General features: G+C 66.8%; 20 protein-coding genes. 1 reads left to right on the top strand and 19 read right to left on the bottom strand.

Features of this window, described 5'->3' with window-relative positions; genetic code table 11:
• From DFR45_RS03720 to mltA, 19 genes are all read right to left on the bottom strand, one after another.
• Positions 1 to 849 carry a cell division protein FtsQ/DivIB gene (locus DFR45_RS03720; protein WP_114482351.1) on the bottom strand — a complete coding sequence of 283 codons (849 nt, stop codon included), beginning with the start codon at positions 847 to 849 and terminating at the stop codon, positions 1 to 3.
• Complete coding sequence (locus DFR45_RS03725; protein WP_114482352.1) at positions 846 to 1,844, bottom strand: D-alanine--D-alanine ligase; 999 nt, start codon at positions 1,842 to 1,844, stop codon at positions 846 to 848. Before DFR45_RS03725 ends, DFR45_RS03720 begins: the two co-directional genes overlap by 4 nt.
• The gene (gene murC / locus DFR45_RS03730; RefSeq protein WP_114482353.1) at positions 1,841 to 3,274 is read right to left on the bottom strand and encodes a UDP-N-acetylmuramate--L-alanine ligase; all 1,434 of its coding nucleotides are present in this window, start codon (positions 3,272 to 3,274) and stop codon (positions 1,841 to 1,843) included. The genes DFR45_RS03725 and murC overlap by 4 nt, the downstream gene beginning before the upstream one ends.
• Complete coding sequence (gene murG / locus DFR45_RS03735; RefSeq protein WP_114482354.1) at positions 3,271 to 4,353, bottom strand: undecaprenyldiphospho-muramoylpentapeptide beta-N-acetylglucosaminyltransferase; 1,083 nt, start codon at positions 4,351 to 4,353, stop codon at positions 3,271 to 3,273. The genes murC and murG overlap by 4 nt, the downstream gene beginning before the upstream one ends.
• Positions 4,350 to 5,636 (bottom strand): putative lipid II flippase FtsW, encoded by a 1,287-nt coding sequence (gene ftsW, locus DFR45_RS03740; RefSeq protein WP_114482355.1) that lies wholly within the window; start codon positions 5,634 to 5,636, stop codon positions 4,350 to 4,352. The genes murG and ftsW overlap by 4 nt, the downstream gene beginning before the upstream one ends.
• Positions 5,633 to 7,267 (bottom strand): Mur ligase family protein, encoded by a 1,635-nt coding sequence (locus tag DFR45_RS03745; RefSeq protein WP_114482356.1) that lies wholly within the window; start codon positions 7,265 to 7,267, stop codon positions 5,633 to 5,635. The genes ftsW and DFR45_RS03745 overlap by 4 nt, the downstream gene beginning before the upstream one ends.
• Positions 7,264 to 8,442, bottom strand: coding sequence for a phospho-N-acetylmuramoyl-pentapeptide-transferase (mraY, locus tag DFR45_RS03750; RefSeq protein ID WP_114482357.1), 1,179 nt, complete (start codon positions 8,440 to 8,442; stop codon positions 7,264 to 7,266). Before mraY ends, DFR45_RS03745 begins: the two co-directional genes overlap by 4 nt.
• Positions 8,436 to 10,118 carry a UDP-N-acetylmuramoyl-tripeptide--D-alanyl-D-alanine ligase gene (locus tag DFR45_RS03755; RefSeq protein WP_114482358.1) on the bottom strand — a complete coding sequence of 561 codons (1,683 nt, stop codon included), beginning with the start codon at positions 10,116 to 10,118 and terminating at the stop codon, positions 8,436 to 8,438. Before DFR45_RS03755 ends, mraY begins: the two co-directional genes overlap by 7 nt.
• Entirely contained in the window at positions 10,115 to 11,656 is a 1,542-nt protein-coding gene (locus DFR45_RS03760; RefSeq protein WP_114482359.1) for a UDP-N-acetylmuramoyl-L-alanyl-D-glutamate--2,6-diaminopimelate ligase, read from the bottom strand. Before DFR45_RS03760 ends, DFR45_RS03755 begins: the two co-directional genes overlap by 4 nt.
• Positions 11,656 to 13,398 carry a peptidoglycan D,D-transpeptidase FtsI family protein gene (locus tag DFR45_RS03765; protein ID WP_114482360.1) on the bottom strand — a complete coding sequence of 581 codons (1,743 nt, stop codon included), beginning with the start codon at positions 13,396 to 13,398 and terminating at the stop codon, positions 11,656 to 11,658. Before DFR45_RS03765 ends, DFR45_RS03760 begins: the two co-directional genes overlap by 1 nt.
• Entirely contained in the window at positions 13,395 to 13,721 is a 327-nt protein-coding gene (ftsL, locus tag DFR45_RS03770; protein WP_114482361.1) for a cell division protein FtsL, read from the bottom strand. Before ftsL ends, DFR45_RS03765 begins: the two co-directional genes overlap by 4 nt.
• Entirely contained in the window at positions 13,718 to 14,647 is a 930-nt protein-coding gene (gene rsmH, locus DFR45_RS03775; RefSeq protein ID WP_114482681.1) for a 16S rRNA (cytosine(1402)-N(4))-methyltransferase RsmH, read from the bottom strand. Before rsmH ends, ftsL begins: the two co-directional genes overlap by 4 nt.
• An 8-nt stretch (positions 14,648 to 14,655) precedes the next feature.
• Positions 14,656 to 15,084, bottom strand: a complete 429-nt coding sequence (mraZ, locus tag DFR45_RS03780) for a division/cell wall cluster transcriptional repressor MraZ (protein ID WP_114482362.1) — start codon at positions 15,082 to 15,084, stop codon at positions 14,656 to 14,658.
• Between the two features lie 347 nt (positions 15,085 to 15,431).
• A complete protein-coding gene (gene hslU / locus DFR45_RS03785) occupies positions 15,432 to 16,748 on the bottom strand; it encodes an ATP-dependent protease ATPase subunit HslU (protein ID WP_114482363.1) in 1,317 nt (438 codons plus the stop codon).
• Positions 16,749 to 16,834: 86 nt separating this feature from the next.
• Positions 16,835 to 17,398 carry an ATP-dependent protease subunit HslV gene (gene hslV / locus DFR45_RS03790; protein ID WP_114482364.1) on the bottom strand — a complete coding sequence of 188 codons (564 nt, stop codon included), beginning with the start codon at positions 17,396 to 17,398 and terminating at the stop codon, positions 16,835 to 16,837.
• Between the two features lie 116 nt (positions 17,399 to 17,514).
• Positions 17,515 to 19,260, bottom strand: coding sequence for an STAS domain-containing protein (locus tag DFR45_RS03795; RefSeq protein WP_114482365.1), 1,746 nt, complete (start codon positions 19,258 to 19,260; stop codon positions 17,515 to 17,517).
• A gap of 50 nt (positions 19,261 to 19,310) precedes the next feature.
• On the bottom strand, positions 19,311 to 20,021 hold the full coding sequence (gene dksA, locus DFR45_RS03800) for an RNA polymerase-binding protein DksA (RefSeq protein WP_241659308.1): 711 nt from the start codon (positions 20,019 to 20,021) through the stop codon (positions 19,311 to 19,313).
• A 458-nt stretch (positions 20,022 to 20,479) separates the two neighbouring features.
• A complete protein-coding gene (gene lplT / locus DFR45_RS03805; protein ID WP_114482367.1) occupies positions 20,480 to 21,784 on the bottom strand; it encodes a lysophospholipid transporter LplT in 1,305 nt (434 codons plus the stop codon).
• Between the two features lie 525 nt (positions 21,785 to 22,309).
• On the bottom strand, positions 22,310 to 23,515 hold the full coding sequence (gene mltA / locus DFR45_RS03810) for a murein transglycosylase A (RefSeq protein ID WP_241659324.1): 1,206 nt from the start codon (positions 23,513 to 23,515) through the stop codon (positions 22,310 to 22,312).
• Between mltA and DFR45_RS03815 the strand changes: the two genes are divergently transcribed.
• Positions 23,448 to 23,633 carry a hypothetical protein gene (locus tag DFR45_RS03815; RefSeq protein ID WP_114482369.1) on the top strand — a complete coding sequence of 62 codons (186 nt, stop codon included), beginning with the start codon at positions 23,448 to 23,450 and terminating at the stop codon, positions 23,631 to 23,633. The two genes, mltA and DFR45_RS03815, sit on opposite strands and share 68 nt — an antisense overlap.
• Positions 23,634 to 23,642 lie beyond the last annotated feature (9 nt).

Here is a 23,642-nt window from a genome sequence, read left to right on the forward strand (position 1 = left end):
TCAGTGCCTGCCTTTGTCGCTGTTTTCGCTTTGCCCGCGCTGCCCACTCTTGCCACTTTTTGGCTTCGCGCCTGGCGGCGCGCCCTCGGTCACGGTGCTCACGCCGCGCAGGCGCAGCGCGTAGCCGCTCGGGTAGCGCAGGTCGGCCGACTCCAGCGCATCGACGCGCCGGCCGTAGTGCGCGGCCACCAACGTGACGGTGCGCACGAAGCGCTGCGCGCGCTGCACCAGCTCCTGCGGCGTGCCGCTGCCGAGCTCGACCACGGCGCCGCTGTCCAGCGTGGCGTGCCAGCCGCCACGCCCGCTTTGCGCGAGCGTCTGCACCTGCAGCCCGAGCGGCGCGAACACCGGCTGTAGCAGCGCGTGCACCTGCAACATTTCGAGCGCGTGGCCCTCGGGCGCGATGAGGCGCGGCAGGTCTTCATCGACCATATCCGTGTTCACCTCGAACACCTCACCCTCGCGGTCCACCATGGCGGTGCTGCCTTCGGGGCCCCAATAGGCCACCGGGCGGTATTCCTGCAGGTGCACACGCAGGCTGGCCGGGAATTCACGCCGCACCGTGGCCGTGCGCACCCAGGGCACCTGCTCGAAGGCCGCGCGCACGGCATGCAAGTCCATGGTGAAAAAATTGCCCGTAAGTTGTGGCGCGACGTTGGCGCGCAGCGTGACCGGGTTGTTGTGCTCGAGCTCGCCCTCGACAACGATGCGTGTGAGCGCAAATGCCGGCGCGTGCAGCACGCGCCAGACCAGCGCCGCCAGCAGCAGCGCGGCGCAGCCCACGAACACGACCGATGCGGTCAGGTTCATGAGCTTGACATCCGGCGGCACGGGCAGCGGGGCATTCATTGCGGTGCGCCTCCCCAGGTGGCGCCGGGCGGCGTGTCCAGCGTGGCGGTAGCGAGCAGGGCCAGGCACAGGTCTTCGTAGCTGAGGCCCGCGGCGCGCGCCGCCATGGGCACGAGCGAGTGGCCCGTCATACCCGGCGAGGTGTTGATTTCGAGCAAAAAGGGCATGCGGTCGCCTTCCCGCACCATGATGTCGGCGCGCGCCCAGCCGCGGCAGCCCAGGCTGCGGTAGGCCGCGAGCGCCAGCTCCTGCAGCGCATGCTCCTCGGCTTCGGGCAGGCCGCAGGGGCAGAGGTACTGCGTGTCGTCGGTGAAGTATTTGTGCTGGTAGTCGTAGTTGCCGCCGGGCGCAAGGATGCGGATCAGCGGCAGCGCGCGCGCCTGTGCGCCCGTGCCGAGCACAGCGCAGGTAGTTTCGTCGCCTGCGATGAACTGCTCGCACAACACCTCAGGGTCGTAGCGCGCGGCGAGCGCGTAGGCGGCGGCGCACTCGTGCGGCAGGTGCACCTTGGTAAGGCCAATGGTCGAGCCTTCGCGCGCGGGCTTGACGATCATGGGCGCGCCCAATGTCTGCAGCGCCTGCACGGTTTCGTCGGCGCTGGCCACCTGACGCCAGTCGGGCGTGGGCAGGCCGTCGGCGCGCCACAGGCGCTTGGTCATGGTCTTGTCCATGGCCACGCTCGAAGCGAGCACGCCCGAGCCGGTGTAGGGAATGCCCAGCAGCTCGAGGGCGCCCTGCACCGTGCCGTCCTCGCCGTGGCGGCCGTGCAGCGCGATGAAGCAGCGCGCAAAGCCCTGCTGCCTGAGCGCGCCGAGCTCCTGCGTGGCCGGGTCGAACGCATGCGCATCGACGCCGCGCGCGCGCAGCGCCTGCAGCACGCCCTGGCCCGACATCAGCGAGATGTCGCGCTCGGCCGAGGTGCCGCCCAGGAGCACGGCAACCTTGCCCAGTGCGGCCACGTCGATACTGTGGAGTTTGAGGTCAAAATGGCTCATAGCGCTTGTTCCACCTGCGCAAGCAGCTCCTTGGATTGTAGCAATGCGACGACTTTCGCGGGCACGGCCCCGATCGAGCCCGCGCCCATGCACAGCACTACGTCACCGGCGCGCGCGTTTGCGGCGATGGCCTGCGGCAGCTCGGCCACGTCGGCGATGAACACGGGCTCCACCTTGCCGGCCACGCGCAGCGCGCGCGCGAGCGTGCGCCCGTCGGCTGCGACCACGGGCGCCTCGCCCGCGGCATAGACCTCGGTGAGCAGCACGGCGTCTGCGCTGCCGATGACCTGCACGAAGTCCTCGAAGCAGTCGCGCGTGCGGCTGTAGCGGTGCGGCTGAAAGGCCAGCACCAGGCGCCGGCCCGGAAACGCGCCGCGCGCCGCCGCGAGCGTGGCCGCCATCTCGGCCGGGTGGTGGCCGTAGTCGTCGATCAGCGTGAACCTGCCGCCACCCTGCGCGGGCAGCTCGCCATAGCGCTGAAAGCGCCGTCCCACGCCTTTGAAGCCCGCGAGCGCGCGCAGCACGGCCTCGTCGGGAATGTTGAGCTCGACCGCGACGGCGATGGCGGCGAGCGCGTTGAGCACGTTGTGCGCGCCCGCGAGGTTGAGCACCACGTCGAGGTCGGGCAGCTGCACGCCGTTGCGCCGCTGCACCGTGAAGCGCATCTGCCCGCCTTCGGCGCGCACCTCGACGGCGCGCACCTGCGCGTCCTCGGCAAAGCCGTAGCTCGTGACCGGGCAGGTCACTTCGGGCAGGATCTCGCGCACCGCGGGGCTTTCGAGGCACAAAATGGCCGCGCCGTAAAACGGCATGCGGTGCAGAAAATCGACGAAGGCTTTTTTCAGCCGGCCGAAGTCGTGCCCGTAGGTTTCCATGTGGTCGGCGTCGATGTTGGTGACCACGGCCAGCACGGGCAGCAGGTTGAGGAAGGACGCATCCGACTCGTCGGCCTCGACCACGATGTAGTCACCCTGGCCCAGGCGCGCGTTCGCGCCTGCGCTGTTCAGGCGCCCGCCGATCACGAAGGTCGGATCGAGCCCGGCCTCGGCGAGCACGCTGGTGACGAGGCTGGTGGTCGTCGTCTTGCCGTGCGTGCCCGCAATCGCGATACCGCGCTTGAGGCGCATGAGTTCGGCCAGCATGAGCGCGCGCGGCACCACGGGAATCTTGCGCGCGCGCGCCGCGAGCACCTCGGGGTTGTCGGGCTTGACCGCGGTGGAGGTGACCACGGCATCGGCATCGGCAATGTGCGCGGCGTCGTGCCCCACCGCGGTGCGTATGCCCAGGGCCGCGAGGCGGCGCAGCGTGGCGCTGTCGGCCAAGTCCGAGCCTGAGACGACGTAGCCCAGGTTGTGCAGCACTTCGGCAATGCCGCTCATGCCGGCGCCGCCTATGCCGACGAAGTGGATGTGGCGTATGGCGTGCTTCATGCAGCGAACTCCTCGCATGCGGCGAGCTCCTCGCACGCGGCGACGATGGCTTGCGTGGCCTCGGTTTTTTGCATCATTTTGGCCTTTTGCGCAGTATTCATGAGCGTAAGGCGATCTAGATTCGATAGCATCTTGGCGAGTTTTTCGGGGGTCAAATCCTGTTGTGGCACGAGCCAGCCGCCGCCCGCATCGACAAGAAAGCGCGCGTTGCGCGTCTGGTGGTCATCGACCGCGAACGGAAAGGGCACGAAGATCGCGGCCGCGCCCACGGCGGCGATCTCGGTCACGGTGCTCGCGCCGGCGCGGCAGACGATCACGTCGGCGGCGGCAAACGCGCTTGCCGTGTCGTCGATGAAGGGTGTGAGTTCGGCCTGCACGCCTGCGGCCGCGTAGTGCGCGCGCAGGGCTTCGAGCTGCGCCGCGCCGCTTTGGTGCGTGACTTGCGGACGCACTTCGGGCGGGATCAGCGCGAGCGCCTGCGGCACGATCTCGTTGAGTGCACGCGCGCCCAGGCTGCCGCCCACCACGAGCAGCCGCAGCGGGCCGCTGCGACCGGCAAAGCGCGCGGCAGGCGCGGGCTGCTGCAAAAACGCTTCGCGCAAGGGGTTGCCCACCCACTGCGCACCCGGCAGCGCATCGGGGAAGGCCGTGAACACGCGCTGCGCAAGGCGCGCGAGTAGCTTGTTTGCCATGCCAGCGATGGAGTTTTGCTCGTGCAGCACCAGCGGCGTGCGCGCAAGCGCGGCCATGAGCCCGCCCGGAAAGCTGATGTAGCCGCCCAGCCCCACGACCACGCCAGGCTGCACGCGGCGCAGCACCGCGCGTGCCTGCGCGAGCGCACGCAACAGGCGCCCCGGCAGGCGCGCCAGCGTGCCGAGGCCCTTGCCGCGCACGCCGGAAAAATCCACCGCCTCAAAAGCAAAGCCCTGCGGTACGACGAGGCGCTCTTCCATGCTGCCGGGCGCGCCCAGCCAGTGCACGGCAAAACCGCGCGCACGCAGCGCCTGCGCCACGGCCAGGCCCGGGAAGATATGCCCGCCCGTGCCGCCGGCCATGATGAGGGCGGTTTTGCGCGTCATACGCGGCCCCCTCTCATCAGGAGCTTATTCTCGTAGTCGACGCGCAGCACCACCGCGAGCGCCACGAGGTTCATGAGGATGGCCGAGCCGCCGAAGCTCATGAGCGGCAGCGTCAGGCCCTTGGTGGGCAGGGCGCCGAGGTTCACGCCCATGTTGATGAAGCTCTGAAAGCCGAACCAGATCGCCACACCCTGCGCGACCAGGCCCGCGAACACGCGGTCCAGCGCGATCGCCTGGCGGCCTATGTGCATGATGCGGCGCGTCAGCCAGAAAAAGAGCACGATCAGCGTCAGCACGCCGACGAGGCCAAACTCTTCGCCGATCACCGAGAGCAGGAAGTCGGTGTGCGCCTCGGGCAGCCAGTTGAGCTTTTCCACGCTGTTGCCCAGGCCCACGCCGAAGATGCGCCCGCGGCCGATGGCGATCAGCGCGTGCGAGAGCTGATAGCCCTTGCCCAGCGCGTGCTCCATGCTCCACGGGTCGAGGTAGGCAAAGATGCGCTCGCGCCGCCACGGCGACAGGCCGATCATGAGCCCGAAGGCCACGACGAGGATCAGCGCGATCACGAAGAACATGCGCGCATTCACCCCGCCGAGGAACAAAATGCCCATGGCGATCACGGCGATCACCAGAAACGCGCCCATGTCGGGCTCGGCCAGCAGCAGCATGCCCACCACGGCCACGGCCGCGCCCATGGGCAGCACGGCGCGGAAAAAGCGCTCCTTGACCTCCATCTTGCGCACCATGTAGTCGCTCGCGTAGATCACCACGGCGAGCTTGGCGAGCTCGGACGGCTGGAAATTCATGATGCCCAGCGGCAGCCAGCGGCGCGCGCCGTTGACCACCGTGCCCACGTGCGGGATCAGCACGAGGATGAGCAGCATCAGCGCGGCGATGAACAGCCAGGGCGCGACGCGCTCCCAGGTGTCCATGGACACCTGAAACGCCAGCAGCGCCGCAACAAAACCCAGGCCCAGCGCAATCGCGTGGCGCATGATGAAATGCGTGTGCGCGATCTTGCCGAAGCGCGGGTTGTCGGGCAGCGCGATCGAGGCCGAATACACCATCACCAGCCCCCAGGCGAGCAGCGCAACCACCACCCACAGCAAGGTCTGATCGAACCCCAGCACGCGCGCGGGCGTGGCGCTGGTCTGGCGGTACTCGGTGCCGCCCACGCGCACGGGCAGACGATTGGCGGCCTGCGTCGACAGGCCGCCGAAGCGCGTGCCAGCCCAGGCGGCAAAACGCTGCCAGAGACTCATGGATTCGAGCACGCGGCTCATGCCATGCCCTCCACGTCTTGTCCCATGTTCAAGGCCAGCGCGCGCACCGCCGCGCGGAACACTTCGGCGCGGTGCGCGTAGTCGCGGAACATGTCCAGGCTCGCGCAGGCCGGCGAGAGCAGCACGGCGTCGCCCGCTTGCGCGCACTGCGCGGCCTGCTGCACGGCTTCGGGCAGGCTCGCAGCGTCGAGCAGCGGCACGCCCGTGCCCTGCAGCGCGGCGCGGATGCGCGGCGCATCGCGGCCGATCAGCAGCACGGCGCGCGCGTGCCGCGCCACGGGCGGCGCGAGCGGCGTGAAGTCCTGCCCCTTGCCCTCGCCGCCCAAAATCAGCACGATGCGGCGCTCGGCCCCGAGGCCGCTGAGCGCGGCCACGGTCGCACCCACGTTGGTGCCCTTGCTGTCGTCGAAATACTCGACCCCGGCGACGATGGCCACGGGCTCCACGCGGTGCGGCTCGCCGCGGTATGCGCGCAGGCCGTAGAGCATGGGCGCGAGCGCACAGCCCGCGGCAGTTGCGAGCGCCAGCGCGGCGAGCGCGTTCACGGCGTTGTGGCGCCCGCGGATGCGCAGCGCGTCGGCGGGCATGAGGCGCTGCAGCGGCAGCGGCGCCTGTGCGTCGGCCCCTGATTCAGTACGCGCACGGCGGCGCGGCGCGGCGTTTTCGGCGTTTTCGTGCGGCTGCGCACGCACGAGCCAGGCCATGCCGTGCACCACCTCGATGCCGAAGTCGCCGGCGCGGCGCGGCAAGTCGCCGCCGAAGGTCAGGTAGGCGCGCTGCGGCGCTGTTTGCGGCCGCGTTTTGCGCGCGCTAGCGTTCGATGCGACAGTGCTGGAGGCCGCAGAAACAGCCGCGGGCAGCATCTGCATCACCAGCGGGTCTTCGCGGTTGAGCACCATGAGCGCGTGCTGACCAAAGATGCGCGCCTTGGCCGCCGCGTAGCCTTGCAGGCTGCCGTGCCAGTCGAGGTGGTCTTGCGTGACGTTGAGCACCGCGGCCGCCGTGGGCTCGAAGCCCTGTACGCCGTCGAGCTGGAAGCTCGAGAGCTCGAGCACCCAGACCTCGGGCAGGCGGCCCGCGTCCATGCGCTCGCTCAAGGTGTCGAGCAGCGTCGGCCCGATATTTCCCGCGACGGCCACGCTCTTGCCGGCACGCTCCACGAGCTGGCCGGTCAGCGAGGTCACCGTGGTCTTGCCATTGGTGCCCGTGATGGCCAGCACGGCGGGCGCGTAGCCAGTCTGCGCACGCAGCGCCTGCAAGCCTTCAGAAAACAAGTCCAACTCGCCCCAAACGCTGATGGATTCTGCGCTGGCAGCTTCCACGATAGGAGCGATCGACGCCGGGCTCAGCCCCGGCGAGCGCAGCACCGCGGCATAGCCCTGGCCGCGCAGCAGCGCCGCGTCCAGCGCGCCGCTCACGAATGCGGCCTGCGGCAGCTCGGCGCGCAGCGTGGCGAGCTGCGGCGGTGCAGCGCGCGTGTCGGCCACCGTGACCAGCGCGCCGCAGCGCGCGCACCAGCGCGCCATCGCCAGTCCTGAGGCGCCCAGGCCCAGCACGAGCACGCGCGCGCCCTGCCAACGCGCGAGCGCCGGGGTATGCTGGGCAATGGAAGTGGTGGCAGGGCTGTTCATCGCAATTTCAGGGTCGAAAGCCCCACCAGACACAGCAGCATGGTGATGATCCAAAAGCGCACCACGACCTGCGTTTCCTTCCAGCCTTTTTTCTCGAAGTGGTGGTGCAGCGGCGCCATCTGGAACAGGCGCCGGCCTGCGCCATAGCGTTTTTTGGTGAACTTGAACCAGCCCACCTGCAGCATCACCGAGAGCGCCTCGACGACGAAGATGCCGCCCATCACGGCGAGCACGATCTCCTGGCGCACGATCACGGCCACCGTGCCCAGCGCCGCCCCGAGCGAGAGCGCGCCCACGTCGCCCATGAACACCTTGGCCGGGTAGGCGTTGAACCACAAGAAGGCCAGCCCCGCGCCCGCGATGGCAGCGCAGAACACCAGCAGCTCGCCCGCACCCGGAATGTGCGGAAAGAACAGGTATTTGGAATACACCGCATTGCCCACGACGTAGGCGAACACCCCGAGCGCCGAGCCGACCAGCACCACCGGCATGATGGCCAGGCCGTCGAGCCCGTCGGTGAGGTTCACGGCGTTGCTCGCGCCGACGATGACCAGGTAGGTCAGCACGACGAAGCCCCACACGCCCAGCGGGTAGCTGACTTCCTTGAAAAACGGCAGCAGCAGCCCGGCCTTGGGCGGCAGGTCGAGCGCAAAGCCCGACTGCACCCAGGTAATGAACAGCTCGAGCACGCGCGCGTTGGAATTGCCGGAAATGGCGAACACCAGGTACAGCGCCGCGAGCAGGCCGATCATCGATTGCCAGAAATACTTCTCGCGCGAGCGCATGCCCTCGGGGTCTTTGCGCACCACCTTGCGCCAGTCGTCCACCCAGCCGATCGCGCCAAAGCCCAGCGTGACCACGAGCACGATCCAGACGAAGCGGTTCGACAGGTCGGCCCACAGCAGCGTGGACGCCGTGAGCGCGAGCAGAATCAGCACCCCGCCCATGGTGGGCGTGCCGCTTTTCACGAGGTGCGACTGCATCGCGTACTCGCGCACGGGCTGGCCGATCTTGAGCGCGGTGAGGATGCGGATCACCTTGGGCCCCGCGGCCAGCCCGATGAGCAGCGCCGTGAGCGCGGCCATCACGGCGCGAAAGCTCAGGTACTGAAACACGCGCAGGAACCCGAACTCGGCCGACCAGCCCTGCAGCCATTGCGCGAGCCAGATCAGCATGCGGCACCTGCGGCCCCGGCGGGGGATGAAGTGGGGGAAGTGGGGGATGCTGCAGCAGCTGGCGTGGGCGCGGCGGCCCCAGGGCTGGCCTCTAGGAGCCTGTCGGACTTTGGAATCGTCGGCTGCGAATGCGCCGCAGCGGCCCATTTTTTACCGTCTTCTTGCCCCATAGTCCCGCTATGGGGCGGCGAATCCGGCAAAAACTGGCCTTGCTGGGGCCCATTCTCGCTATCGACGCCCAAAGTCCGACAGGCTCCTAGGGCCTGCACCACCTGTTCCATTTTCATGAAACGCGATCCTTTCACGAGCACGCTGCCCAAATCGGGCAAAGCCGCGCGCACGGCCTCCTGCAAGGCGGCCATGTGGTCGAAATGCCGGCCCGCGCCGCGCCCTTCGGGGTCGAAGGCGCGCACCGCGTGTGCGGCCAGTTCGCCCAGCGCATAAAGCCTGGTGATGCCCGCGGCGCGCGCCTGGGCGCCGGCCTCGGCGTGGAACTGCGGGCCTTGCGTGCCCACTTCGCCCATGTCGCCGAGCACGAGCAACTGCGGCGCGGGCAGCTCGGCGAGCACGGCGATGGCCGCGCGCACCGAGTCCGGGTTGGCGTTGTAGCTGTCATCGACCACCGTGATCTCGCGCCCGCCCAGCTGCAGGCCAAACGCGCGCGAGCGCCCCGCCACAGGCCGAAAGGCCGCGAGCCCCTGCGCGATGGCGTCCGGCGGCACACCGGCAGCGAACGCGCAGGCTGCGGCGGCGAGCGCATTCGTCACGTTGTGGCGCCCGGCGATGTGCAGCCGGCAGGCGAGCGGCCCGGTGGGCGTGCGCATTTGCACGCTCCAGGCGGCTTGCTGCGCGCCCGGCTGCTCCGGCGCCTCTGTCAGCTCCCAAGTGGCGCGCAGGCACTCGAAATCGGCCCCGGCGCCGCCGAACGTAAGGCAGCGCCGCCCCGCGGCCAGGCTGCGCCACAGCGGCGTGTAGTCGTCCTGCGCCGGGAACACGGCCACGCCGCTCTGGGGCAGCGCGGCCAGCACGGCGCCGTTTTCGCGCGCCACGGCCTCCACGGTGTGCATGAATTCGAGGTGCTCGCGCTGCGCGTTGTTGACCAGCGCCACCGTGGGGCGCACCAGCTCGGCCAGGTAGGCGATTTCGCCGGGGTGGTTCATGCCCAGCTCGACCACGCCCACGCGGTGCGCGGCCGTGAGGCGCAGCAGGGTCTGCGGCACGCCGATGGCGTTGTTGAGGTTGCCGCGCGTGGCAAAGGCCGCCTCGCCCGCGTTGGCGGCGAGGATGCACGCGATCATCTGCGTCACCGTGGTCTTGCCGTTGCTGCCGGTGACGGCGATCAGCGGCAGCGTGAACTGTGCGCGCCAGCCCGCGGCGAGCGCGCCCAGCGCGGCCGTGCTGTCGGGCACTTCGATGCCGGGCAGGCCCGCGGCCTCGATCCCGCGCTCGGCCACCACGGCCACGGCCCCTTGCGCGCGCGCCTGGGGCAGAAAGTCGTGCGCGTCGAAACGCGCGCCGCGCAGCGCGACGAACAGGTCGCCCGGCTGCAGCGTGCGCGTGTCGGTGTGCACGCGCTGCAGTTCGATGGCCGCCGCGCCCGCCGTATCCACGCCCACGAGCCGCGCCGCAGGAATGCGCGCACGGATGAAGTCGAAAGCCTGCTGCAGCCGCATCATGCCGAACCCCCACGCGCAGCGAGCGCGGCCTGCGCCTGCGCCAGATCGGAAAACGGCACACGCCGGCCCGCGATTTCTTGATAGTCCTCGTGGCCCTTGCCTGCGATCAGCACCACGTCGGCAGCGTCGGCCTCGGCCAGCGCGAGCGCGATCGCGGCGGCACGGTCGGGCTCGGCGCGCACGGTCTCGCCCGCGATCGTGCCGAGCAGGATCTGGTGAATGATGGCCGCCGGGTCTTCGCCGCGCGGGTTGTCGCTCGTCACCACCACCCAATCGGCGCGGTGCTGCGCCACGGCGCCCATCTGCGGGCGCTTGCCCGCGTCGCGCTCGCCGCCGCAGCCGAACACGCACCACAGCTGCCCGCCGCGCGCCTGCGCCACGGGGCGCAGCGCCAGCAATACCTGCTCGAGCGCGTCCGGCGTGTGCGCGTAATCGACCACCACGAGCGGCTGCCCATGCTCGGCGCCGCTGCCCGGCACCTGCTGCATGCGCCCGGGCACGGGCGGCAGCGCCGCACACACGCGCAGCGCCTCGGGCAGCGGCACGCCCAGGCTGCGCAGCACGGCGAGCACGCCCAGCAGGTTCTGCAGGTTGTAGCGCCCCACCACGCGCGGCTGCCAGGGGTGGCGCGCGGTGCCTTCGCACACCGTGCAGGCGATGCCTTGCGCGCCGAAGTGCAGGTCTTGCGCCCACAGGCGTGCGCCTGCGGCAGGCGGCTGCTGCGCCAAAGGCACGGACACGCCCCAGAGGTCGAGCGCTGCGCCTTCGAGCTCGGCGTGCAGGCGCGCACCCTGGGCGTCGTCGAGGTGGATCACCGCGGCCTGCAGCCCCGGCCAGTCGAACAGCGCGCGCTTGGCGCGCCAGTAGGCGTCCATGTCGCCGTGGTAGTCGAGGTGGTCTTGCGTGAAGTTGGTGAACACCGCCACGCGGATGCGCGTGCCCGCGAGGCGCTGCTCGGCCAGGCCGATCGAGGACGCCTCGATGGCACAGGCCGCGAGCCCTTGGTCGGCCATCTGGCGCAGCGCGCGCTGCAGCCGCACGGGGTCGGGCGTGGTCAGGCCAGAGCCTTCGAGCTGGCCCGGCGTTCCTATGCCCAAAGTGCCTATGAGCCCGCATCCAGTGTGCCCATGCAGCTCCTTTTTCGAGAGTGCATGCGCGAGCCACCAAGCGGTGCTGGTCTTGCCGTTGGTGCCCGTGATGGCGATCACGTCGAGTTCTGCCGAGGGGTGGCCGAACCACTGCGCGGCGATCTCGCCGGTCGCGGCCTTGAGCCCGCGCAGCGCCGCGATGGCGGCGTCGGGGTGGCGCGCATCGAGCGCAAACGCCTCCACGCCCTCTTGCTCGACCAGGCAGGCCGCAGCGCCGCGCGCGAGGGCATCGGCCACGTGCGCACGCCCGTCGGTCGCGGCGCCAGGCCAGGCGATGAAGGCGTCGCCGGGCGCAATCTGCCGGCTGTCGGTCTGCAGCGTGCCGCGGCCGGGCGCAAGCAGCGTGCGCAGCCATTGCACGGCCTCGGAGGCGCTTTGGAGTATGCGCATCACAGCGGCTCCTCCACGTCGGCGACGATCTGCGGCTTCACGTCCATGTCGGGCGGCACGCCCATGAGGCGCAGCGTCTGCTGCACCACCACGCTGAACACCGGCGCGGCGACCAGGCCGCCATAGACCTGGCCATTGCTCGGCTCGTCGATCATCACCGCGACGATGATGCGCGGCTTGTCGATCGGCGCCATGCCGGTGAACCACGAACGGTACTTGCCGGAGGCGTAGCCCTTGCCCTGCTGCTTGCGCGCCGTGCCCGACTTGCCGCCCACCGAGTAGCCCACGGTCTGCGCCTTCTGCCCCGTGCCGCCCGGGCCGGCGGCCATTTGCAGCATTTTGCGAATCTCGTCGGCCGTGTGCTCGGAAAACACCGGCACGCCGACCGCGGGCGTGCTGCTCTTGAGCAGGGTGGCCGGAATCACGCGCCCGCCATTGGCAAACACGGTGTACGAGCGCGCCATCTGGAACAGGCTGGCCGAAAGCCCGTAGCCATAGGACATGGTGGCCTGCTCGATCGGGCGCCAGGTCTTGTAGGGGCGCAGGCGCCCGCTGACCACGCCCGGAAACGCGAGCTGCGGCTTTTGCCCGAAGCCCGCGGCCGAGAAGGTTTCCCACATCTCGCGCGGCGACATCTGCATCGCGATCTTGGTCGTGCCCACGTTGCTCGACTTCTGGATCACGCCTTGCACCGTGAGCACGCCGTAGTTATGCGTGTCCGAAATCGTCGAGCCCGTGATGGTGATGCGCCCGGGGTTGGTGTCGATGATGGTGTCGGGCCGCACGCGCCCGGTTTCGAGCGCCAGGCCTATGGTGAAGGGCTTCATGGTCGAGCCGGGCTCGAATACATCGGTGAGCGCGCGGTTGCGCAGCTGCTCGCCCGTGAGGTTGCGGCGATCGTCGGGCACGTAGCTCGGGTAATTGGCCAGCGCCAGCACCTCGCCCGTGTGCGCGTCCAGCACCACCACGCTGCCGGCCTTGGCCTTGTGCTCCTGCACCTGGTCGCGCAGCTTCTGGTAGGCAAAGAACTGCACCTTGCTGTCTATGGAGAGCTGGATGTCGCGCCCATCCACGGGCGGCACGTCCTCGCCCACGCCTTCGACGATGCGCCCCATGCGGTCTTTGATCACGCGGCGCGAGCCGGGCTTGCCCGCGAGGTCTTGGTTGAAGATCAGCTCCATACCCTCCTGGCCCTGGTCTTCGACGTTGGTGAAGCCCACGATATGCGCGGCCGCCTCGCCCTCGGGGTACTGGCGCTTGTATTCCTTGCGCAAATAGATCCCCTTGAGATCGAGCGCGACGATCTGCTGGCCCACGTCCCAGTCGAGCTGGCGCTTGATCCAGACGAAGGTCTTGTCCTCGTCGGCCAGCTTGCGCTGCAAATCCGCGAGCGACATCCCCAGCAGCTGCGCCAGCTTGGGCAGCTTGGCGCGCACCTCGGGGTCGTCCTGCTCCACGTCCTCGGGAATGGCCCAGATGCTCGCCGCGGGCACGCTCGACGCGAGCAGCAGGCCGTTGCGGTCCAGGATGCGGCCGCGGTGCGCGGGCAATTCGAGCGTGCGCGCAAAGCGCACCTCGCCCTGGCGCAGGAAAAAGTCGTTCGCGACCACCTGCACATAGGCCGCGCGTGCCGCCAAGCCGACGAAGCCCAGCGCGAGCAGCGCGACGATGAACTTGCTGCGCCACAGCGGAGTGCGGCTGGTCAGCAAAGGGCTGGAGCCATAACACACGCTGCGGCTCATGGCTGGCCTCCACGCTGCGCTGGCGCCGACCCAGCCGCGGAGCTAGCCACGGACTCCGCCGCCGGATCGGCTACGTACTGCGTGATCGCCGGCGTCGCGGTGCGCATCTGCAGCTGCGTGCGCGCGATTTTTTCCACGCGCAGCGGCGTGGCCTGTGCGCGCTTTTCGACCTGCAGGCGCTGGTGCTCGGTCTCGAGGCGCCGCGCCTCGGCCTTGGCGCGGTCGAGTTCGGTGAACAGGCGCCGCGATTCGTACTGCAGGTTGACCACGTAAAACGCGCTGGCCAACACCGCGAGCAGCAGCACGAGGTTCAGGCGCGTCATGCGGGCACCTCCGTACGCTCGGCCACGCGCAGGATGGCGCTGCGCGCGCGCGGGTTCGCGGCGAGCTCGGCCGCGCCAGGGCGTATGCGCCCCAATGCCTTGAGGCGCAGCGGCGCAGGCGCGGCAAACGGCGTGCGCCGGTCGAACACCTCCTTGGAGTGGTGCGCGATGAACTGCTTGACGATGCGGTCTTCGAGCGAATGGAAGCTGATCACCACGAGCCGCCCGCCCGGCGCAAGCACCCTGAGGCTCGCCTCTAGCGCCTGCTGCAGCTCCTGCAGTTCGGCGTTGATGAAAATCCGAAAAGCCTGAAAGGTGCGCGTGGCAGGGTGCTGGCCGGGCTCGCGGGTCTTGACCGCGCCAGCCACGAGTTCGGCGAGCTCGCCGGTGCGCGTGAGCGCTCCCTGCTGCGCGCGCCGAGCAACAATCGCCTTTGCAATGGCGCCAGCAAACCGTTCTTCGCCGTAATCACGTACCACCTCCGCAATCTGGCCCTCATCGGCCTCGGCCAGCCACTGCGCCACGCTCTGGCCGCGCGTGGGGTCCATGCGCATGTCCAGCGGCCCATCGAAACGAAAACTGAAGCCGCGCTTGGCCGCGTCGAGCTGCGGCGAGCTCACGCCCAGATCCATCAGCACGCCGCAGGCGCTGCCCGCGGGCAAGTCGGCCAGGTGCGCAAACCCCTCGTGGCGGATGGCAAAGCGCGCGTCGTCGATCTGCGCTGCCGCGGCGACGGCCTCGGGGTCTTTGTCGAACGCCAAGAGGCGCGCCTGCGGCCCCAGGCGCTGCAAAATGCGCCGCGCGTGGCCGCCGCGGCCGAAGGTCGCATCGACCCACAGGCCCGCAGGTGCGGGGCCCGCGCCGCCCAACAGGGCTTGCACGGCCTCTTCGAGCAGGACCGTGGTGTGTTGTAACTCCCGACTCACCACGCGCCTCAGAAAGAAAAATCTTTGAAGACGTCGGGCATCTCGCCCTGCATGGCCTGCGCTTCCTGCGCGTCGTAGCTGGCCTTGTCCCAGAGCTCGAAGTAGCTGCCCATGCCCAGCAGGATGGATTCCTTGCTGATGCCGGCGGCCGCACGCAGTTCGGGCGAAATCAGCACGCGGCCCGTGGCGTCCATTTCCACGTCCATTGCGTTGCCCAGGAAGATGCGCTTCCACCACTGCGCCGACATGGGCAGCTGGGCAATGCGTTCGCGGAACTTTTCCCACTCGGGGCGCGGGAACACCATCAGGCAGCCGTGCGGGTGCTTGGTGATCGTGAGCTGGCCTGCCGCCGTCGCGAGCAGGACGTCGCGGTGCCGGGTCGGCACGGACAGCCGCCCCTTGGCATCGAGACTCAGCGACGAGGCACCCTGGAACACGACGAAGATTCCCCAGCTCGGTTGAAGCCACTGCACCCCAGGAATCGGGGATTTATGGCACTTTTCACCACTTCATTGCACTTTTTTGCACTGTAGCAGGAAACGCCGGCCGCGCAAGGGCCCTTGCGGGATTTTTTTGTAATGAAATCAAGGACTTATCCGCCGAATGCAAACAGCGGAAAAAGAAAAACCATTGCCGTATAGGCACTTAGCGCAGGCTTTGCATGTGGCACATTCAGAAAAGGGGGCGGCCGCGAGGCCGGCCCAGCCAGAAGGCATGGCGGGCTGCACCCCACGGCGCCGTGCTCGGCGCGCAAGCTCCGGGGCACCTGACCCGCGCGCGGGATTCAGAGGATGTAGCGCGACAGGTCTTCGTTCTGGCTCAGGCTTTGCAGCCGGGCATCGACGTAGGCGGCGTCTATGGTCACGGTCTGGCCTGCAAGGCGCGTGGCCTCGAAGCTGACCTCGTCGAGCAGCCGCTCCAGCACCGTGGCCAGGCGGCGCGCGCCGATGTTCTCGGTGCGCTCGTTGACCTCGAAGGCGATGTGCGCGAGGCGCGTGATGCCTTCGGGCAGAAACTCCAGCCGCACGCCCTCGGTGGCGAGCAGCGCCTGGTATTGCTTGACCAGGCTGGCGTGCGTCTGCGTGAGGATGGCCTCGAAGTCCTGCACCGAGAGCGATTCGAGCTCGACGCGGATCGGAAAGCGCCCCTGCAGCTCGGGGATCAGATCGCTCGGCTTGGCGAGGTGGAACGCGCCCGAAGCGATGAACAAAATGTGGTCGGTCTTGACCATGCCGTACTTGGTGGACACCGTGGTGCCTTCCACGAGCGGCAGTAGGTCGCGCTGTACGCCCTGGCGCGAGACGTCAGCACCGCTCGTTTCCTGGCGCGCGGCGACCTTGTCGATCTCGTCGATGAAGACGATGCCGTTTTGCTCGGCATTGGCGAGCGCGCGCGTGCGGATTTCCTCCTCGTTGACGCGCTTGGCGGCCTCCTCCTCGGTCAGCAGTTTGCGCGCCTCGGCGATCTTGAGGCGGCGTGTGCGGCGCTTGTCCTGGCCGAGCTGGCTGAACATGCCGCGCAATTGCTCGGCCATTTCCTCCATGCCCGCCGGGCCCATGATTTCAAGCGTGGGCCGGCTTTCGGCAAGCTCGATGTCCACTTCCTTGTCATCGAGCAGGCCCTCGCGCAGCTTCTTGCGAAACACCTGGCGCGCGGTGCTGTCGGCGGGCTCGGCGCCGGTGCGCGCGGGCGGCACCAGCACGTCGAGGATGCGTTCCTCGGCAGCGTCTTCGGCCAGGGTGCGCACCTTGCGCATCTCCGCCTCGCGCATCTGCTTGACGGCGACTTCGGCGAGGTCGCGCACGATGCTGTCCACGTCCTTGCCCACGTAGCCGACCTCGGTGAACTTGGTGGCCTCGACCTTGATGAAAGGCGCGTCGGCCAGGCGCGCGAGGCGCCGCGCGATCTCGGTCTTGCCTACGCCCGTGGGGCCGATCATGAGGATGTTCTTGGGCGTGATCTCCTGGCGCAGGCCCGCGTCGACCTGCTGGCGGCGCCAGCGGTTGCGCAGCGCGATCGCCACGGCACGCTTGGCCGCCGCCTGGCCGACGATGTGGCGGTCGAGCTCGGAGACGATTTCCTGGGGGGTCATGGACGACATAAAAATTTGTATCAAAAGTGCCGAATGCGCTGATGTATCAAGCGCAAGCAGCTATCAAAACAGAGGCATTCCGCAGACTGCCGGATTCACAGCGTCTCTATGGTGTGGTGCATGTTGGTGTAGATGCACAGCTCGCCGGCGATCTCCAGCGATTTTTTCACGACCTCGTGCGCGGGCAGTTCGGTATGGTCGAGCAAGGCTTTGGCCGCAGACTGCGCGTAGGCACCGCCCGAGCCTATGGCGACGATGCCATGCTCGGGCTCGAGCACGTCGCCGTTGCCCGTGATGATCAGCGAGGCCTCGCGGTCGGCCACGGCCAGCATGGCTTCGAGGCGGCGCAGCACGCGGTCAGTGCGCCAGTCCTTGGTGAGCTCGATCGCGGCGCGCACCAGGTGGCCCTGGTGCTTTTCGAGTTTGGCCTCGAAGCGCTCGAACAGCGTGAAGGCATCGGCCGTGGCCCCAGCAAAGCCCGCCAGCACCTTGCCGTGGTGCAGCTTGCGCACCTTGCGCGCCGTGCCTTTGACGACGATGTTGCCCAGCGTGACCTGGCCGTCGCCGCCCAGGGCAACCTGCACGCCATCGGCGGTTTGGCGGCGCACGCACAGGATGGTGGTGCCGTGGAAGGTGGGAAATTCGGTCGAAGCTTGCATAGTGGGTTTAGATGAGGGTGCAGCGTCTGCAGACAAGCCGCCGGAACGCCGATCGTTGAGAGCGCGGGCTTTTCATGCCCATGGGCCGGCACACGTGCTGCCGCAATCAGCAAAAGTCAATTTTTACGCACCACCACCCAGGCATGCTCATCGACGCCGATCACGTTGAACAGAATTGCCACCAAGCGGTGCAGCTTGTCCAATTGCACCTGATGGCCTTTCGATTGCTGCTCGGCCACCCAATTGAGCAGCGTCCCGGCCGCAGCGAAATCCATGCGTATGAGGTGTTCGCAATCGATGACCAAAGGTATGCCTGCTTGCATTTGCGCTTCCAGCGGCGTCAACAATGGCGTCGCATCGCCCTCGACCTCACCGCTGAGCGATGCCATGGGGCCGGGATCAAGCGGTGCAGGAAGCGAAAAAGCGCCAGTAGTGCTCTCGAAAAAATCTTCTGAGGGAGGGGCATCGTGCGAGGGCGCCGAATCAGCCTCCTCGCCGTCGGCGTAGCTGCAGCGCGGCGCTTCCCAGGCGGGCGGGGACACCTCGAAAGTGACGCAATAGTCGAGCGCGACCAGCTCGAATTCGTCTATGCGCCCCATGAGGCGCAACAATGCCATGCGCAGCAGCCACCAGTGGCCCGTCTGGCTCTTTTCCCCCGAAGGGGTTTTGTCTGCAAGTAAAAATTGCAGCGCCTGCACACCCTCGAATACGAACTGGGCCGTCGAATCCTGTGCCCAGCAGCCAAACAACTCCGTCAAAACCGGCACGGCCTCTTCATCTATGGCCTTGACGCGCGACCAAACCAGCGTCCACGGCCGCGCCGCTGATGGCAGCGCATTGCGCAGAGCGGCAAGCGCCGAAACGGTCAGGGTCGATGGCGCATGCCAATGGAAGCCCCTGTGAGCGCCGGCATTTGTCGCACCTGCGGCGCCGGCCAACAATCGATCGCCGGACCAAGAAAACCACAAAGGCGCCGAACGACCGAAACGGGCTGCGAAATCAATCGCCAATGATTCGAACCGCTCGGCTTGACCGGTCACCCGGTACAGGTCAAACAGAGCCATCCAGACCTCGGCGTGGTGCGACTGCGCCGGCTCATCGGGCCTTTGCTGCGCCAGAATATCCAGCAAAGACCTCTCGGCGCTTGCCAAATCGCCTTGAGCAAATTGGATTGCGGCTTCTTCGAGTTCAGGGAGGTGAACGAACTTCTCTGGCGGCAACCCTGCCCCGCCGGGCACCTGGGCTTCAGAGCCTTGGCACATGATCTGACCCGCCTGCGCTTGCTGCTGCCCCAAGCCCGGCTCAGCAACTGAGCCCGCGTTTGCGTGCATCGCAGCGCCCGTCGAGCCGCCAATTTCACCGTCCTCCCCGATCACGGCAGACAAGGCCATTGCCTCGGTCGGCGCGAAGGCTTGCGCCGCACTTTCAGCACCCCCCGCTGAAGCCGGCATAGCAGGGGCCTGCGCAGGAAGATCGGGCACCGGGCCCACGCGCACGTCGGGCGTCTTCCACCATTGCTGCGACATTTGCGCTTCGATTTCATCGATTTTCTGCAAGGTTACGGCACGCTCGCCGGGCGAATGCGGCTCACCATGGAAAGACGGCGCTGTAGCCTGCTCCTCACTGCGCTGCTGCTGTTTGGCGTCGCGCTGCCGCAGCTGACGCAATTGGGCGAACTCCCTGCGTCGCACGAAATCATTGCGCCGCTTGCGCTCCAGCAACTCCTTGAGCGCTTGTTTGCTGTAGTCGCCCGCATGCTCGTTTTCCAGTGCATCGAGCTCTGACCAGGGCACGGTAGGGTTGCGAACGAATCGCACCACCTTGGAAAGCAGCCCCCCGCGGGAAGATTCTTCCTTACTCATGGCATGGTGCGGCCAGCAAAGCCTTGTGCATCATGAAGGCCGAAAACGGGTCAGTCTCCAAACAGTTTTTGCTTGAGTTCACGCCGTTGCTGCGCTTCGAGCGACAGGGTGGCGGTGGGACGCGCAATCAGCCGGCCGACACCGATAGGCTCCCCCGTTTCGGCGCAATACCCATAGTCGCCGGAATCGATGCGCGCGAGCGATTGTTCGATTTTTTTGAGCAGTTTGCGTTCGCGATCGCGTGTCCTGAGCTCGAGGGCATGCTCTTCTTCTATGGTTGCCCGGTCCGCGGGATCGGGAACGACCACCGTTTCTTCACGCAGATGCTCGGTAGTTTCGTCCGCGCTGTGGAGGATTTCCTGGCGCAGGCGCAGCAATTTGTGGCGGAAAAAAGCCAATTGCTTTTCATTCATGTACTCGCTCTCGGGCATGGCAAGCACTTCTTCGTCCGTCAACTCCTCGGCAGGCTTGGTCTTCCAGTTTTCGGCAAGTTTGGGATTCTTCTTGGGAGCTACAGGTTTTTGCGGTACGACAGCAGTGGACATGATGGATGAAGAGCTAGCGTGAATAGTTTCAGGAGCGCGATTCGGGCTTTTTTCGGAATCAATGCCATGAAGATGGGTGAGCGGCACAACGCCACCCTTGCCATTTTTGGCCATTTTTTCCCGCGAAGGGGCAACGGTATCAGACGCCGGGGCAGCCACGTCAACCAAGGCCTTTTTATTTTTAGCCACGCCCGAGTCACTTGTTTTGGTTTTCACAGGAAATTCATCTCCTCGCTATCGGTAGATCGCAGACCGCCTCAAACGATCACTGGACGCCCGTCAAACTTTGGAGCCACAACAAGCCGAAGTGGCGCAATAACAAGCCACTTTTTGCCGACCTTTGGCCGCATAGCCCTGGCACCGGGGCGCGATTGTATAGAGTAGCGCCGGATTGTGAACAAAAACCGTCGAACCCCGCCCGCGCAAAACGATTCCTCCGATGGGCCGCCAGGACTTGCGCCGAGCGCGACCCGCGACGGCTGGCTTGGCGTCGCTCCGATGGACTGCAAAGCGGCCATCGGCGGGGAACACGGGGCCCTTTGACTGGCTCACCCAAGCCCCTCGATCAGGGCTTGTAAAACAGCCCATGCCATGAGCAGTGGTAACGGCAAGAATAATCACCCCGGCGATACATAGACGCGAAGCGCTGCCGAATGAGCCCTCAGGGCGAGAGGTCAGTGATGGATTTCCTGCCTTGCCAAGCGCAATAGATGCTCGAGCTCGGGCCCATAGTGCCGACAGTTGTAGGCGTGCCAGCGCTGAATGAACCACATCATCCCCGCTACTGCCACACCAAAGACCATGATGGCACCAAATACCGACAACCCCAACTTGAGCGCCAGGCTATAGAACACTCCCAAACCAAGAATACTCGCCTGCTCGTTGAAATTTTGCACCGCAATGGAGCGCCCAGCCCCCATCAAGCGATGTCCGCGGTGCTGCAGCAACGCATTCATGGGAACCACAAGCCCCCCACCGAGCGCGCCCAACAGGATCAGGTATGGAACGGCTACGCCAACCTGATGAATGAAAATGATCAGCACCAGCATCACCCCCATACCTATCCCCATGGGTAACACGCGCGTTGCATGATCCAGGCGCATGTGCAGGGATGCCACCACGGCTCCTATGGCCGTGCCCAGCGCCACCACCCCTGTCAGCGTCGATGCCTGCGAAGTGTCATACCCCAACGCCACCGCAGCCCAGGCCAGGACGATGAACTTGAGATTGCCGCCCACACCCCAAAACAAAGTGGTCGTGGCCAACGTAATTTGCCCCAATTTATCGCGCCATAAACGCCGGTTGCAATCCCAAAAATCGGGCAACAAGGCGAGTGCACTGCGCAGCACTCCATGCTCGGCGTGCTGGCGCAGTGCACGCATCTCTACTCCGGTATGCGGGATACGGGTATTGAACCACGCAGCAAGCGCATAGACGACGATCAAGGTTGCGATGGCTGACTCGGCCGGAGTGTCCACCCCGGTTTCAATGAAAGGGAAATCGAACAAAAGCAGCCAATGCGACAAATTCGGGCCCACGAGCTGCCCGCCCAACAATACACCCAAGATGATGGAGGCGATGGTGAGCCCCTCTATCCAGCCATTGGCGCGCACCAATTGCGAGGCTGGTAGCAATTCGGTCAGGATGCCGTACTTGGCGGGCGAATAAGCTGCGGCGCCCAACCCCACCACAGCGTAGGCCAGCAGCGGATGCGCGCCAAGCAACATCAGCATGCACCCGACGACTTTGACCGCATTGCTCAGAAACATCACCTGCCCCTTGGGCAGAGCGTCAGCGAAGGCTCCTACGAAGGGGGCAAGTACCACATAAAACAGGGCGAACATCGGCACCAGCGCGGCACGCTGCCACTCCGGTGCGCCGCTGGTACGCAGCAATTCAACAGCCGCGACGAACAAGGCATTGTCCGCCAGCGAGCTGAAAAACTGCGCCGCCATGATGGTGTAAAAACCGCGCTTCATCGGGAGCAGAGAAGAAAAGCGGGCAAGGGCATGCCTGACCCGCTCAACAACCGAAGAGACGCGGGCCGTCGCGCACCCAAGAAGACGAGGTACCGCAGCAAAACAGAAAAAAGAATGATGGAATTGCGCGGATTTATATCATGGCGCCGCGCACCATCCAGAGGGCTCACGCCGCTCTGGCGTCTCAAAAGGCCATGGCGCACAGCGCCTGCGCTCTTGGCAGTGGACAGGACTGGATTGCCGCGCCTCTGCGGGGCTCGCAATGACGGGTTGCTCTGCAGCGTCCCCAATGGCAGGCAGATGTTCGCTAGTGCAGTGTTCGACGCTATCTGCGAAATAAAACCGCGTCTTTTAGGCCTGGGCCGCGTTGCAAATCCTCGCGATACCACCCGGTATCGCTGCGGTTTGCGCCTTGCCCTGACCAAAAATCCATCGGTTTTATTGGTCGCATCAAGCATCAAGCATCAAACACTGCACTGGCGCCCGCGCGCAGTACCGCCTGCGGGACAACACGAGATTCATTCCTCAGCGCGGCCACAGCACCCACAAGCGCAGATTTTGCTTGAGGCGCCCGGCCAGGTCGCCGGCCTCGGGGCCCCAACCGGTGAAGAAGTCGGCGCGCACGGCGCCGACGATCGCGCTGCCCGTGTCCTGTGCGAGCACCAGGCGCTGCAACTGCACCTGCGGCCCTGTGGAGGCCAGCCAGACCGGCGTGCCGTAGGGGATGCTCTGGCGATCGACGGCGATCGAGCGCCCTGGCGTGAGCGGCACGCCCTGCGCGCCGCGTGGGCCGAAATTCGCGTCCAGCGGGCTCAGCGGCTCTTCGCGAAAGAACACGTAGCGCGGATTGGCCCACAGCAGTTCGCTGGCTCGCGTGGGGTTTTGCGCCAGCCAGGCGCGTATGCCGGGCCAGGTGGCATCCCGCGTGAGGCCTTGGTCGAGCAGCCAGCGGCCCACGCTCTGGTAGGGCTGGTCGTTGGTGCCGGCAAAGGCCAGGCGCACCAGGCGCACGCTGCCGTCGGGCTCGGTGATGCGCAGCCGACCCGAGCCCTGGATATGCAGCGCCAGCGCCTCGAGCGGATCGCGCAGCCAGGCGATCGCGCGGCCTTGCAGCGCTGCCTGGGCTTCGGGCAGGGTGTCGATCTGCTGGCGCGTGAACCAAGGACGGCGCGTGCCGTACCCTGCGGGCAATCCATAGAGGGGGACGTTGAAGCCGTTGCCCGGCTTGCGCGCAGCGTCGAAGAGCGGCTCGTAATAACCCGTCAGCAAGCCTTCCGGATTGCCATCCGCGGACTCGATGCGATACGGCTGCAAGCGCGCGACCATCCAGACGCGCTGCTCCTCGCCGCTGGCGATGCTGAGCTGGCGCACCTCGCGGCAGAGGGGGGCAAAGGCGGGGGCAGGGCGTTCGCAGCTTTTGATCCAGGCATTCCAGGCTTCATACAGCGTGTCGTCGGCAAAGCCGGGCAGCTCGTCCCAGGACGCGGGCACCCAGCGGCTCTTGCCCGCGCTCGCAGGGGCGGGGTTCGATGACACAGGGGCCGCTGGTGGAATAAGCGGCGCAGAAACGTCGGAACGTCCCGAGCCACGTTGTACCGTAGAGCAGGCGACCAGCGTTCCTACAATGGCAACCGTCGCCACAAGGCGTAGGAGGTTCAGTCTCATGGGAATGATTTTGCTCGAAGCGCTGCTCGCGCTCGCATTGTTGTTGCTCATCGTCTGGTGGACGATGTTTTCCGGTCGCAAAGGCGGGGAACTGCGACAGGCGCCGCGCCACGACGAAACGACGCAAGCCACGCCCCCGGTCGCCGAAGGCGCGCAAAAATCCCCCAAAGAACCTCCCCAATGAAGCGCGACC

The sequence above is a fragment of the Extensimonas vulgaris genome (genome assembly GCF_003337425.1).
In the GTDB taxonomy this organism is placed as follows: domain Bacteria; phylum Pseudomonadota; class Gammaproteobacteria; order Burkholderiales; family Burkholderiaceae_C; genus Extensimonas; species Extensimonas vulgaris.

Bases quoted from the DNA above. Each gene is read 5' to 3' on its own strand.
- DFR45_RS03720 (WP_114482351.1), bottom strand. From the start codon at position 849: ATGAATGCCCCGCTGCCCGTGCCGCCGGATGTCAAGCTCATGAACCTG.
- DFR45_RS03725 (WP_114482352.1), bottom strand. From the start codon at position 1,844: ATGAGCCATTTTGACCTCAAACTCCACAGTATCGACGTGGCCGCACTG.
- murC (WP_114482353.1), bottom strand. From the start codon at position 3,274: ATGAAGCACGCCATACGCCACATCCACTTCGTCGGCATAGGCGGCGCC.
- murG (WP_114482354.1), bottom strand. From the start codon at position 4,353: ATGACGCGCAAAACCGCCCTCATCATGGCCGGCGGCACGGGCGGGCAT.
- ftsW (WP_114482355.1), bottom strand. From the start codon at position 5,636: ATGAGCCGCGTGCTCGAATCCATGAGTCTCTGGCAGCGTTTTGCCGCC.
- DFR45_RS03745 (WP_114482356.1), bottom strand. From the start codon at position 7,267: ATGAACAGCCCTGCCACCACTTCCATTGCCCAGCATACCCCGGCGCTC.
- mraY (WP_114482357.1), bottom strand. From the start codon at position 8,442: ATGCTGATCTGGCTCGCGCAATGGCTGCAGGGCTGGTCGGCCGAGTTC.
- DFR45_RS03755 (WP_114482358.1), bottom strand. From the start codon at position 10,118: ATGATGCGGCTGCAGCAGGCTTTCGACTTCATCCGTGCGCGCATTCCT.
- DFR45_RS03760 (WP_114482359.1), bottom strand. From the start codon at position 11,656: ATGCGCATACTCCAAAGCGCCTCCGAGGCCGTGCAATGGCTGCGCACG.
- DFR45_RS03765 (WP_114482360.1), bottom strand. From the start codon at position 13,398: ATGAGCCGCAGCGTGTGTTATGGCTCCAGCCCTTTGCTGACCAGCCGC.
- ftsL (WP_114482361.1), bottom strand. From the start codon at position 13,721: ATGACGCGCCTGAACCTCGTGCTGCTGCTCGCGGTGTTGGCCAGCGCG.
- hslU (WP_114482363.1), bottom strand. From the start codon at position 16,748: ATGTCGTCCATGACCCCCCAGGAAATCGTCTCCGAGCTCGACCGCCAC.
- hslV (WP_114482364.1), bottom strand. From the start codon at position 17,398: ATGCAAGCTTCGACCGAATTTCCCACCTTCCACGGCACCACCATCCTG.
- DFR45_RS03795 (WP_114482365.1), bottom strand. From the start codon at position 19,260: ATGAGTAAGGAAGAATCTTCCCGCGGGGGGCTGCTTTCCAAGGTGGTG.
- lplT (WP_114482367.1), bottom strand. From the start codon at position 21,784: ATGAAGCGCGGTTTTTACACCATCATGGCGGCGCAGTTTTTCAGCTCG.
- DFR45_RS03815 (WP_114482369.1), top strand. From the start codon at position 23,448: ATGGGAATGATTTTGCTCGAAGCGCTGCTCGCGCTCGCATTGTTGTTG.